Origin of the sequence: Crassaminicella indica (assembly GCF_019203185.1) — a bacterium.
GTDB lineage: Bacteria > Bacillota > Clostridia > Peptostreptococcales > Thermotaleaceae > Crassaminicella > Crassaminicella indica.
The window spans coordinates 2,377,866-2,390,735 of sequence record NZ_CP078093.1; the positions used below are offsets into that span (position 1 = coordinate 2,377,866).

The 12,870-nt window shown below is 31.3% G+C and carries 11 protein-coding genes and 1 other annotated feature; all 11 genes read left to right on the top strand.

Translation table 11 applies throughout. The annotated features are described in order from the left end of the window. Positions 1-8: 8 nt before the first annotated feature. The 11 genes from KVH43_RS11310 (at position 9) to hisS (ending at position 12,867) form a co-directional block, all read left to right on the top strand. Positions 9-512, top strand: a complete 504-nt coding sequence (locus KVH43_RS11310; protein ID WP_218282631.1) for a gamma carbonic anhydrase family protein — start codon at positions 9-11, stop codon at positions 510-512. Positions 513-605: 93 nt separating this feature from the next. Beyond that, complete coding sequence (secD, locus tag KVH43_RS11315) at positions 606-1,868, top strand: protein translocase subunit SecD (protein WP_218282632.1); 1,263 nt, start codon at positions 606-608, stop codon at positions 1,866-1,868. Positions 1,869-1,884: 16 nt separating this feature from the next. Next, the gene (gene secF, locus KVH43_RS11320) at positions 1,885-2,766 is read left to right on the top strand and encodes a protein translocase subunit SecF (RefSeq protein ID WP_218282633.1); all 882 of its coding nucleotides are present in this window, start codon (positions 1,885-1,887) and stop codon (positions 2,764-2,766) included. A gap of 182 nt (positions 2,767-2,948) precedes the next feature. Further along, a complete protein-coding gene (locus tag KVH43_RS11325; protein ID WP_218282634.1) occupies positions 2,949-3,464 on the top strand; it encodes an adenine phosphoribosyltransferase in 516 nt (171 codons plus the stop codon). Positions 3,465-3,612: 148 nt separating this feature from the next. After that, entirely contained in the window at positions 3,613-5,784 is a 2,172-nt protein-coding gene (locus KVH43_RS11330) for a RelA/SpoT family protein (RefSeq protein WP_218282635.1), read from the top strand. A 12-nt stretch (positions 5,785-5,796) separates the two neighbouring features. Further along, entirely contained in the window at positions 5,797-6,246 is a 450-nt protein-coding gene (dtd, locus tag KVH43_RS11335; RefSeq protein WP_218282636.1) for a D-aminoacyl-tRNA deacylase, read from the top strand. Positions 6,247-6,258: 12 nt separating this feature from the next. Further along, entirely contained in the window at positions 6,259-6,882 is a 624-nt protein-coding gene (locus KVH43_RS11340; protein ID WP_218282637.1) for an MBL fold metallo-hydrolase, read from the top strand. A gap of 63 nt (positions 6,883-6,945) precedes the next feature. After that, entirely contained in the window at positions 6,946-7,128 is a 183-nt protein-coding gene (locus KVH43_RS11345; RefSeq protein ID WP_218282638.1) for a helix-turn-helix domain-containing protein, read from the top strand. Between the two features lie 16 nt (positions 7,129-7,144). Next, entirely contained in the window at positions 7,145-8,629 is a 1,485-nt protein-coding gene (hemZ, locus tag KVH43_RS11350) for a coproporphyrinogen dehydrogenase HemZ (protein ID WP_218282639.1), read from the top strand. Between the two features lie 759 nt (positions 8,630-9,388). Continuing rightward, complete coding sequence (gene ltrA, locus KVH43_RS11355) at positions 9,389-11,194, top strand: group II intron reverse transcriptase/maturase (protein WP_218282640.1); 1,806 nt, start codon at positions 9,389-9,391, stop codon at positions 11,192-11,194. A 140-nt stretch (positions 11,195-11,334) separates the two neighbouring features. Beyond that, positions 11,335-11,544 (top strand) — a binding site (T-box leader). A 63-nt stretch (positions 11,545-11,607) separates the two neighbouring features. Continuing rightward, a complete protein-coding gene (gene hisS / locus KVH43_RS11360) occupies positions 11,608-12,867 on the top strand; it encodes a histidine--tRNA ligase (protein ID WP_218282641.1) in 1,260 nt (419 codons plus the stop codon). Positions 12,868-12,870 lie beyond the last annotated feature (3 nt).

The window sequence follows — 12,870 nt, forward strand, 5'->3', positions numbered from 1 at the left end:
GCGAAAGAATGATTATTGAATATGAAGGCAATAAACCAGAAATTGATGAAAGTTGTTTTGTTGCTGAGAATGCTACGATTATTGGAAAAGTAAAAATGAAAAAAAATGCAAATGTTTGGTATGGAACAGTTATTCGTGGAGATGATAACCATATAACTATTGGAGAAAATACAAATATACAAGATAATTGTACTATACACATTGCAAAGGATTATGAGACCATTATTGGAAATAATGTAACAATTGGACATAATGCGATTGTACATGCATGTACTGTAGGAGATTATGTACTTGTGGGAATGGGAGCGATCATACTTAATGGTGCTGAAATAGGCGATAATGTAATTATTGCAGCAGGTTCAATCGTTCCACCAGGGAAAAAGATTCCATCTAATACGTTGGTGATGGGAACTCCTGCAAAAATAGTGAGAGAATTAACAGAAAAGGATCGAGAAAAATTAAAAAATTCAGCTTTGAATTACGTAGCTTTAGCTAATAAGCATAAAAAATAATTAATAAATGGATAATTATCTTTATCTATGATTGACCGCCTTTTATGCTAGAGTTATAATGATTTTATGAGTAAAAAAGGAGGATAAGTGGTTATGAAATTTAAAAATGCAATTGTCTTATTATTGATCATTGCCATTGCTACCGTAGGAGCTATTGCAGGGATAAAAGGCCTTGAAATTGGTAATGTTAAAATAAGTCCAGTGAAGGAAATGATGACATTAGGACTTGATTTAAAGGGTGGAGTATTTGTAGTATTTGAAGCGCAAACAGATGCATCTGGAAAAGAATTGGACAAGATTATGAACCAAACAAAGGAAGTTATTGAGCGAAGAGTAAATGCAATGGGATTAACAGAACCTAATGTATTAAGAGAAGGAAGTAAAAGAATCAGAATAGAGCTTCCAGGAGTTAAAAATGCTCAAGAAGCTATTGATGCAGTAGGAAAAGTTGCACAGCTTCAATTTAAAAATTATAAAGGAGAGGTTATTCTAACAGGGAAACACGTGAAAAATGCAGAAGTAGTATTTGAAAAGGATAGAGGGAATGTTCCTTCTGTATCTTTAGAATTTGATAGCGAAGGAGCAGAGCTTTTTCAAAAGGCTACAAAAGAAGCCGCATCTCATCCTAGAGGATCTATAGAAAGTATTATTGCAATTGTATTAGATGGAAAAGCTATATCTACACCTGTTGTAAATCATGAGATTCCTAATGGAAAAGCTGTTATTCAAGGAAATTTTACAATGGATGAAGCATCACAGCTTGCAGCACTTATTCGAGCAGGAGCATTACCCGTTACTTTAACAGAGGTACAAACATCTGTTATAGGCCCAACTCTTGGTATTGATTCATTAAACAAAAGTATATATGCTGCAGGAATAGGAATTGCTATAGTATTTTTATTTATGATGATTTATTATAGATTACCAGGACTTGTAGCTAGTATTGCTTTAGTTATTTATATATTGATTGTTCTTTATGTACTCATTGGATTTGGTGCTGTACTGACTCTACCTGGAATAGCAGGTTTAATACTAAGTATTGGAATGGCAGTTGATGCTAATGTAATTATTTTTGAAAGAATAAAAGAGGAGATTAGAAATGGAAAAACACTAAGAGCTTCTTTAAATTCTGGGTTTTCCAAAGCGTTAACTACAATACTAGATTCTAACATTACAACAATAATTGCAGGGATTGTTCTTTATCAATTTGGTTCAGGACCGATTAAAGGATTTGCTGTAACCTTGATAGTAGGGGTTGTAGCAAGTATGTTTACAGCTGTCATTGTTACAAAAACGCTGTTGAAGCTTTTTGTTGGCTTGAATATATTTAACAACACAAAACTATATGGGGCATAGAGAGGAAGTGTAAAATATGAAGGTAGTTGAGAAAAAGAAGATATGGTTTGGTCTTTCTATTGCTATTATTGTTGTGGGATTAATAATGGGAATGATTCAGGGCTTTAATTTAGGCATAGATTTTACTGGCGGTACTATGATGCAAATTGATTTAAAGAAACAAGTTTCTGTAAATGAAATTAATGAAGTTATCAAAAAATTTGATTTAGATGGAGATATTCTTCATGTAGGTGAAAATAAACATGAAATTATAATCAAGACAAAAAAGGATTTAAATAGTGGTGAGAGACAAAAAGTATTTGAAGCTCTTCAAAAAAAGTATAACCTAAAGGATGAAGATTTTAGAGAAGCAGAACAGTTTGGACCTTCTATTGGAAAGGAAATACAAAAGAAAGCATTTTTATCAGTTGCTATTGCTGCAATTGGAATGCTTATATATATTACATTTAGATTTGAGTTTAAATTCGGAGCATCAGCTATTATTACTTTACTGCATGATATACTTGTAGTACTTGCTGTTTTTGCTATTTTTAGGATTCCAATAAATAGTTCATTTGTAGCTGCTATGCTTACAATTGTAGGATATTCTATTAATGATACTATTGTTGTATTTGATAGAATAAGAGAAAATATTAGGTTTATGAAAAAGAAAAATTATGATGAAATTGTAGATATAAGTGTCAATCAAACATTGACAAGATCTATTAATACATCTTTAACAACATTAATAACGATTACAGCTCTTTATGTGTTTGGGGTAGAATCTATAAAAGTATTTGCTCTTCCGTTAATTGCAGGGACAATAACAGGAACATATTCTTCTATCTTTATTGCAAGTCCTATTTGGGCTTTATGGAAAAATTGGGAATTAAGAAAAGGTAGATATAATGCTGGTTAAATATTTAAAAATAAATGTGGCAATGTCATTAGGATATTGCCACATTTATTTTTGAAATGATATATGTATTTGTCTTAACGGTATTGAATAGGTATAGAATATATCATATAATAAATTGTGCATGTGAAAATATATAAATGCGAAAAACCAGTGCTTTGATATAAATAAGAGGAGGAATTTTCATGAATTTAAAGGATAAAATAAGAGTAATTTCTGATTTTCCAGAGAAAGGAATTCGATTTAAGGATATTACAACTCTTTTAAAAGATGGAGAAGCATTACATTATACTATTGATAAGATTGTAGAAGAAATAAAAGATAAAGAGTTTGATTTGATTGTGGGACCTGAGTCAAGAGGATTTATTATAGGAACACCTCTAGCTTATGCTATGAAAAAAGGATTTATACCTGTAAGAAAGCCAGGAAAACTTCCTGCTGAAACTGTAAAGCTTCAATATGACCTAGAGTATGGCAGTGATGCATTAGAAATTCATAAGGATGCAATCAAACCAGGACAAAAGGTAATGATTATAGATGATTTACTTGCTACAGGTGGTACATTACGTTCAACAGTAAAGTTAGTTGAACAGTTAGGTGGAGAAGTAGTTGGTGTATTATGCCTTATCGAACTTATGTATTTAAATGGTAGAGAAACCTTAAAGGGTTATGATGTAAGATCGTTAATCAAATATGAATAGTGGTTGGATTTTCAACCACTTATTCTTTATTTTTTGACAAATTGCTTATGTGATACTATGTTTTTTATTATATTTGTTATATAATGTATTTAATATTTTAATGAAGTCTATAATTTTACTGTTATGAAGTATTAAATAGGGTGATGATATGTTAGAAAAGCTGTTAGCACAAATCCAGCAATATAATCCAAATAGTGATATGAGCTTAATTATTAAAGCATATAATTTTGCTGAAGCTGCTCATGAAGGGCAAATAAGAAAATCTGGTGAAAAATATTTTATTCATCCTCTAGAGGTTGCTAAAATTTTAGTACAATTAGAGATGGATGATGCAACTATTGTAGCCGGACTTCTTCATGATGTCATTGAAGACACAAAATATGAATATGACGAGATAAAAAAAGAATTTAGTGAAGAAATAGCTATTTTGGTTGAAGGGGTCACAAAGCTAGGAAGTTTTACCTATGAGACAAAAGAAGAAAGACAAGCAGAAAGTCTAAGAAAAATGTTTTTGGCTATGGCAAAGGATATAAGGGTTATTATTATAAAGCTTGCAGATAGACTCCATAATATGAGAACATTAAAGTATATGGATGAAAAGAAAAAAAGAGAAAAAGCAAAAGAGACCCTTGAAATATATGCGCCAATAGCTCATCGATTAGGTATATCAAAGATAAAGTGGGAATTAGAAGATTTATCTTTGCGTTATATTGATCCAGAGGGATATTATGACTTAGTGGATAAGGTGGCTAAGAAAAAACGAGAAAGAGAAGAATATATTAATCAAGTTATCCATGAATTAATGGAAGCTTTAAAAAAGGTAAATATCAAATGTGAAATAAATGGTAGATCTAAACATTTTTATAGTATTTATAGAAAAATGGTTTACAGACATAAAACTTTTGAAGAAATATTTGACTTAACTGCTGTAAGAGTGATTGTTGATAATGTAAAAGATTGTTATGGTGTATTAGGAATTGCTCATACAATGTGGAAACCTATTCCAGGTAGATTTAAAGATTATATTGCAATGCCTAAACCTAATATGTATCAGTCTATTCATACAACTGTTATAGGACCAAATGGAGAGCCTTTAGAGATTCAAATCAGAACATGGGATATGCATAGGATAGCGGAGTATGGTATTGCTGCTCACTGGAAATATAAAGAAGGAAAAACTGAAGATAAAGATGATTTAGATGATAAGTTAAGATGGCTACGGCAATTATTAGAGTGGCAAAGAGATATGAAAGATCCAAAGGAATTTATGGAGAGCTTAAAAATAGATTTATTTACTAATGAAGTGTTTGTTTTTACACCAAAAGGAGATGTGATTGATCTTCCAGCAGGATCTACACCTATTGATTTTGCTTATAAAATCCACTCTGCTATTGGTAATAGTTGTATAGGAGCAAAAGTAGATGGTAGAATTGTGCCAATAGACTACAAGTTGAAGAACGGAAATATCGTGGAAATTTTAACATCAAAGCAAAGTCATGGACCTAGTAGAGATTGGTTGAAGTTTGTAAAAAGTACTCAAGCTAAAAATAGGATAAGACAGTGGTTTAAAAAGGAAAGAAGAGAAGAAAATATTGAAAAAGGTCGAGACATGCTTGAAAAGGAAATAAAAAGAAATGGGCATGAAGTGCATGAGCTTGCTAAAGCACAGTGGATGAATCAATTGGTAAAGAAATTCAAATTAAATAATATAGAAGATTTGTATGCAGCTATTGGCTACGGAGGAATTCTGATTAGTCAGGTAATACCAAAGCTAAAGCAAATGTATAAAGAGTCTGTAAAGGAAGAAAAATCCTCTGAGGAAGCTATTGTTGCAGTTAATAAACAGAATAAGCCAAAGCATACAAAGAAAGATACACAGGGAGTTAAGGTAAAAGGAATTGATAACATACTTGTGAGATTTGCAAAATGCTGTACTCCTGTTCCGGGAGATGAAATTGTTGGATTTATTACAAGGGGAAGAGGTGTTTCAATACATCGAGCTGATTGTGTAAATATTTTAAAGGAAATGGATTCTATGGATCGTTTCATAGAGGTAGAGTGGGATGAGGATAGACAAAAATCATATGAAACGGAAATACAAATCATTTCAGTAGACAGAAAGGGATTATTATCAGAGGTTACAAATGTTATATCAGATATAAATTTAACAGTAACAGCAGTGAATGCTAGGACTACTAAGGACAAAGTTGCTGTTGTTAATCTTACAATAGAAATTACTAACGTTCAGCAGTTAGATAAACTAATAAGGAGAATAAAGTCTATGCAGGGAGTGCTAGATGTTTATAGAATTACTTCTTAGAGGAGGAATAAGATGAGAGCAGTAATCCAAAGAGTAAAAGAGGCAAAGGTTACCGTTGAGGGACAGGTTACAGGGAAAATTGACAAGGGATTTTTAGTGCTTTTAGGTGTTGAAGAAGAAGATACAGGAAATGATTTAACATACATGGTGGAAAAAATCTCAAAGCTTAGGATATTTGAAGATGATCAAGAAAAAATGAATCTTTCTCTTTTAGATATTAAAGGTGAAATGCTTGTAGTATCACAGTTTACATTACTAGGAGATTGTAGAAAAGGAAGAAGACCTAATTTTATGAATGCTGCAAAGCCTGATAAAGCAAAAGAACTTTATGAACAATTTGTTAAAGAAATTAAAGCTTATGGAATAAATGTAGAGACAGGTGTTTTTGGGGTACATATGGAAGTTGATTTATGCAATGATGGTCCAGTTACTATATTAATAGATAGTAAAAAGAATTTTTAGGGGGAGATTAACGTGATTATAGAAAAGATACCAGCAGGCATTTATGCGGTTAATTGTTATGTTGTTGCTTGTGAAGATACAAAGAAAGCTTGCGTGATTGACCCAGGTGGAGATGCAGATGAAATATTAAATTATATAGAAAAAAATCAATTAGATTTATTATATATTATTCTTACTCATGCACATGGAGATCATATTGGAGGTATTCCTAAAATAAAAGAAAAGAAAAACGTTCCAATTTTTATTCATAAGGAAGATGAGGAAATGCTTAAGGATGGAAATAAAAATCTATCTAGTCTTATGAATGGGCCAACAGTAGAGATTACCCCGGATAAGCTTCTTTCAGATGGAGATGTTATAGAATTAGGAAATTTAAAATTAAATATTATTCATACGCCTGGACATACTCGTGGAGGGATTTGTATTAAAGTAGACAATATACTTTTTACAGGAGATACATTGTTTTTTAATTCAATAGGAAGAACAGATTTTGAAGGGGGTTCCTTTGAGCAGATTATTGATTCGATTAGAAGAAAGCTATTTATACTTGATGATAAGACAAAAGTACTTCCAGGACATGGACCTTATTCTACCATTGGAATAGAGAAAACTTCTAATCCATTTATTAATAATTAATAGTGCATATCATATAAGCCTTATGAGAATAATATTAAAAATATTATTTTGGGAGGCTTATGTATGAAAAAAAAATTAGGGAACTATATTATGGAAAAAAACAAAGATAAATTTTCAGAAATTGATTTTCATGATTTTATAGATATGGTTCAATCAGGATTAAGCACTCAGGAAATTGCAAAGGAATTAGGTGTTTCTAGAAGTTATATTGAAAGATTGAAAAACGAAATGAAGAAGGATTTTTAATTAAAGGTGATGAAAAATGATAAAAGTACTTTTAAGGGGACATGATTACCAATATGAAGTAAGTGAATTGATAAAGGTTTTTAAAAAATTTCAAGAGATTGAATTTGTTAAAGATGAAGCTTTGGCAGAGGACCAAAGCTTTTTATTAGTCAGCAAGGTTGAAAAGCAGAATGATGAATATACCATTTGTGCAAAACTTATAAAAAATCATAAAACAATTATACAAAATTCAATAAATTGTATTAAAGAAACAGATAACCAGAAGAAGATGAGAAAGATTTTAAAACAAAAGATAAAGCTTTCTATTTTTCATGTTTTAAGTAAGTTTTATGAAACAAATCCTCCATGGGGAATTCTTACAGGGATTAGACCTACAAAAATTGTTCATGAGTTAATGGAACAAAATTTTGAGCTTAAACAGATAAGAGAAATACTAAAAGAAAAATATCAAATGTGTGCAGAAAAGATTGATTTGGTTACAGAAATAGCACAAATGGAAAGACCTTTTCTTGCAACAAATAGTAATGATTTGGTGAGTATGTATGTGAGCATTCCATTTTGCCCAACGAGATGTATATATTGTTCTTTTCCATCTAATCCATTAGATAAAGGGAAAAATTTGATAAAAGCATATTTGAAGGCTTTGTGTTATGAAATACAAGAAATAGGGAAAATTTTAAAGAAACATAATAAAAAGGTTGAAACATTATATATTGGTGGGGGTACACCAACAACATTAACTCATGAAGAATTGGAAATGCTCATAAAAGAAATTAAAAAACATATAGATTTAAGATGGGTTAAAGAAATAACTGTAGAAGCAGGTAGGCCAGATACGATTACTATTGAAAAGCTAATGGTTTTAAAGAGAGAAGGAGTAAACAGAATTAGTATTAATCCTCAAACGATGAATCAAAGGACTCTTGATGTAATAGGACGATCTCATACAGCTGAAGAGATTATTCATTCGTATAATATGGCAAAACAAGTTGGGTTTGATACTATTAATATGGATATAATTATTGGATTACCTGGAGAGACGGTTGAAATGGTTGAGACAACCATGAAAGAAATTGAAAAGTTAAATCCTGAAAATCTTACGGTACATACATTAGCTGTAAAGAAAACTTCTCGTTTAAGAGCAAATATAAACGACTATCCTTTAGCTGAGGAAGAAGAAGCAATAAGGATGCTTGAAATTACTAAAAAGTATGCAGAAAGAATGAACATGAAGCCTTATTATATGTATCGGCAAAAATATATGCTTGGAAATCTGGAAAATATTGGATATACAAAGGCTTATCATGAGTGCATATATAATATTCAGATTATGGAGGAAAAGCAAAGTATTATTGCATTAGGTGCAGGAGCAGTATCAAAGATATATTATAAAGAAGAGAATCGATTGGAAAGAGTGCCTAATGTAACAAATGTAGAACACTATATATCTAGAGTAGAGGAAATGATAGAAAGAAAAAAGAAAGAACTAAATAATGTGTAAAAGAATATTGACGTGCGAAATGTTTCTCTATAAGTGATTAATCACGAAAAGAGAGGATTAATGAAATCACATTTAATCTAACTGATTAACTGAAATTTGGAATGAAGCCTTCATGTAGGCTGAAACGAATTACTTGATACTCCTACAAGCGTTTAATGTTTAGTAGACATTAAGGGTTTGAAGCTAGGTAAAGTCGGCTAAGAGTATACCGTAAGGCATGTGGGATAATAACCTACCACCACGAAATGCGAACCAGAGGTGGTTGAGTGTATGATAGGTCGGAGTGCTAGAAAATATCTACGGTGAGAATGTTCTTAAATGAACTGACGAACTTGCGAATGTACGAGTCTAAATTCTTATTAAATAGAAATATTTAAACCACAACTAGTGGGGTTAATTACCGAAAAGTATGTTTGTCAATTAAGAAATTCGGAATACCTAACAACGAAGGTATAAATTAACAGGCTCATAGTAAGCATCTAAGGATATATGTAAAAGCTAAGTTAATCGGAACATTGTAAGCAAAAGTCAACTATCTAAACGACTACTAATCGGGTTGGTTTCTATAAGATATCAAATGATATTGAAATGAATTTACTTTTGTGAAAGTAGGGACACAGTACCTATGAAACCATGATAATAAGTGGCGGAGGGATAGTCCCAAGTCTTGAACTTTGAAAACTGAACTAATTAAATGAAACTCATAGGGTCAGGTAAGATGATGGGACTTCTGTATGGAAGGAGAACAACACGCCATCAATGAGTACAGCATTACGATATAGCGAATATTACGGTATGCAAGAAACATTCGATTGGTTATATGATAGAAGTAAGAAAAGAGCCACTAACGGTCTTAGATTATATGAAATCATAACATCAAGAGAAAATATACTTCTTGCATATAGAAACATCAAGGCTAACACAGGAAGTAAAACTAAAGGTACTGATGGATTGACAATAGCAGATTATAAAGTCAAGGATGAAGGTACATTTGTGAAAGAAATAAGAGACACACTAAAGAATTACAAACCCAACTCGATTAGAAGGGTAGAAATCCCTAAAGATAACGGTAAAACAAGACCTTTAGGAATACCAACTATGAGAGATAGAATTATACAGCAAATGTTCAAACAAGTTCTTGAATCAATATGCGAAGCAAGATTCCACAAACATTCTTATGGATTTAGACCTAATAGGTCAACTCATCATGCTATGTCAAGAAATCAATACCTAATTAATATAGGGAAGATGCATCATGTAGTAGATATAGATATAAAAGGTTTCTTTGATAACGTAAATCATACAAAATTATTAAAACAGATGTATGATATAGGTATCAAAGATAAGAGAGTTCTTAGAATAGTTAGTAAAATGCTAAAAGCACCAATAGAAGGAATAGGGATACCAACTGAAGGTACTCCACAAGGAGGTATATTATCTCCTTTACTGTCTAATATTGTGTTAAATGAATTAGATTGGTGGGTTAGTGACCAATGGGAAACCTTTGAAACCAAATACAGATATTCAAGAGTAGACAGTAAATACTTGGGACTTAAAAAATATAGTAATCTAAAAGAAATGTTCATTGTAAGGTACGCTGATGATTTCAAAATTTACACTAGAAATCACATAACAGCAAATAAAATATTTCATGCAATTAAAAACTATTTAAAGAATAATTTGAAACTGGATATATCAACAGAAAAATCTCAAATAACAAATCTTAGAAAGAAAAGTTCAGATTTTCTAGGATTCAAGATTAAAGTAGTAAAAAAGAGAAACAAACATGTTGCTAATACATTCGTCATGGAAAAGAAAAAGGAGAAGATTAAATCAAGATTAAGAGATTTAATTTTAAATATACAAAAAAATCCTTTAACAAGTACAGTCAATAAATACAACATATATATTATAGGGATTAAAAACTACTACAAATATGCAACGCATATTAACAGAGATTTTAGTAAAATAGCCTATCAAATTTCCAAAACCCTATTCAATCGTCTAAAATCAATAGGTAAATGTGAAATTCCTATTAAACCCAACGAAACATACAAAAAGTTCAATAAAAATAACTTTAAAACACATAAGGTAGCAGGTTTATATCTCCATCCAATAGCAGACATACAGACTAAAAATGTGATGAATTTTTCACAAAATATATGTAACTATACATCTCAAGGTAGAGAATTAATATACAAGAAACTAAAACCTAATGTGTCTACTGAAATACAAAGGCTTATGAATAATATATACGAATATAATACGGTTGAATTAGCAGATAACAAACTCTCTAAATACTCATCACAGAAAGGAAAATGCTTGGTCACAGGTAAATTCTTATGTGCTAATGAAGTGGAGATACATCATATAAAGCCAACAGAATTAGGTGGAAAAGATGAATTTGCTAATCTCATAGCAATACACAAGGATGTTCACAAGTTAATACATGCAACACTAAAAGAGACGATTGATAGATATATGAACAAACTTCAATTGAACGTAAAACAGTTGAAGAAAGTAAACAAATATCGTAAAGAATGTAATTTGATTAATTTAGATTAAAAGTTTAAGATGGAACGCCTTGTGAGTTCGAAAGTCTCATGCAGGGTGTGGTCGAGGGGAAAAGGTGGAGATAACTTCAAATCCTTACCTATTCGAATATATTCTAAGTTGTTCATTATAATAATAAGCAATTGTATAGGGTATATGCGATGATGAGGAAGAGTAGATGTAATGCTATTTTCAGCGAGTTGAGGTTTGGTGAAAGCTCAATAATAAGTGTTATATTGAAGACACCTTTGAGCAGATTGTCTGAAATTTTAGTAAGATAATACGTATTTCGGCGTTAACGAGCTTAAGTGGGATTTCCAAGTAGGGTGGTACCGCGGGATATAATACTTCTCGTCCCTGTCAATAATAGGGATGGAGAAGTTTTTTGCATTGAAATAAATAATAATATAGAGGGAGGTTTATGTATGTCAATAAAAGCACCTAGAGGTACAAAGGATGTTTTACCATCAGATGCATATAAATGGAATTACGTTGAACATTTATTTAGAGATGTCTGTACTAGATTTGGATATAAAGAAATAAGGACACCTATTTTTGAACATACTGAGTTGTTTAAACGAGGAGTAGGCGAAACTACTGATATTGTACAAAAGGAAATGTATTCCTTTGAAGACAATGGGGGAAGGGATATTACATTAAAGCCAGAAGGAACAGCTCCGGTGGTAAGAAGCTTTATTGAAAACAAACTTTATGCAGATACGCAGCCTACAAAGCTTTTTTACATAACACCATGCTTTAGATATGAAAGACCACAAGCTGGTAGATTAAGAGCTTTTCACCAATTTGGGGTTGAAGTGTTTGGTGCAATTAATCCTTCAGTTGATGCTGAAGTTATAGGTATTGCAATGGCTTTTTATAAAGCCTTAGGGATAAGTAATTTAGAACTTAGAATCAATAGTATAGGTTGTCCTGAATGTAGAGGAAAATATAATAAAATACTAAAAGAATATTTAAAAGAAAAGCTTCCAAAGCTTTGTAAAACTTGTCAAGACAGATATGAAAGAAATCCAATGCGTATTATTGATTGTAAAGTAGAATCCTGCAAGGAGCAGCTTAAAGATATTCCTTTGATGATAGATCATATATGTGATGCATGTAAGGAAGATTTCGAAAAATTAAAAGAAAATTTATCTCTTATGGATATAGAATATGTGGTAGATCCAAATATTGTTAGGGGTCTTGATTATTATACAAAAACAGCGTTTGAGATTGTTTCAAATGAAATAGGTGCACAAGGAACTGTTTGTGGAGGAGGTCGCTACGATCGTTTAGTAGAAGAATTAGGAGGACCTAAAACGCCAGGAATTGGTTTTGGCATGGGAATAGAAAGACTATTATTAACCCTTCAAAATAATAATATTGAGATTCCAAAACCAAAAGGATTAGATATATTTATTGCTACTATAGGTGAAAGGGCAAATAAAGAAGCTGTAAGACTACTACATAAATTAAGATTAGAAGGTATATCAGCTGATAAAGACCATTTAAATAGGAGTATAAAAGCTCAATTTAAGTATGCAAACAAATTAAATGCATCTTATACTATTGTAATTGGAGATGATGAATTAGATAAGGATGTAGTTATACTAAAAAATATGGAAACTAGTGAACAGACAGAGATTCAGCTTAGCAATATTATGAGAGAATTAAAAGAAAGATTATAGGAG

Excerpts from the sequence above, each read along its gene's own strand:
- KVH43_RS11310 (WP_218282631.1), top strand. The coding sequence starts at position 9 with ATGATTATTGAATATGAAGGCAATAAACCAGAAATTGATGAAAGTTGT.
- secD (WP_218282632.1), top strand. The coding sequence starts at position 606 with ATGAAATTTAAAAATGCAATTGTCTTATTATTGATCATTGCCATTGCT.
- secF (WP_218282633.1), top strand. The coding sequence starts at position 1,885 with ATGAAGGTAGTTGAGAAAAAGAAGATATGGTTTGGTCTTTCTATTGCT.
- KVH43_RS11325 (WP_218282634.1), top strand. The coding sequence starts at position 2,949 with ATGAATTTAAAGGATAAAATAAGAGTAATTTCTGATTTTCCAGAGAAA.
- KVH43_RS11330 (WP_218282635.1), top strand. The coding sequence starts at position 3,613 with ATGTTAGAAAAGCTGTTAGCACAAATCCAGCAATATAATCCAAATAGT.
- dtd (WP_218282636.1), top strand. The coding sequence starts at position 5,797 with ATGAGAGCAGTAATCCAAAGAGTAAAAGAGGCAAAGGTTACCGTTGAG.
- KVH43_RS11345 (WP_218282638.1), top strand. The coding sequence starts at position 6,946 with ATGAAAAAAAAATTAGGGAACTATATTATGGAAAAAAACAAAGATAAA.
- hemZ (WP_218282639.1), top strand. The coding sequence starts at position 7,145 with ATGATAAAAGTACTTTTAAGGGGACATGATTACCAATATGAAGTAAGT.
- ltrA (WP_218282640.1), top strand. The coding sequence starts at position 9,389 with ATGAGTACAGCATTACGATATAGCGAATATTACGGTATGCAAGAAACA.
- hisS (WP_218282641.1), top strand. The coding sequence starts at position 11,608 with ATGTCAATAAAAGCACCTAGAGGTACAAAGGATGTTTTACCATCAGAT.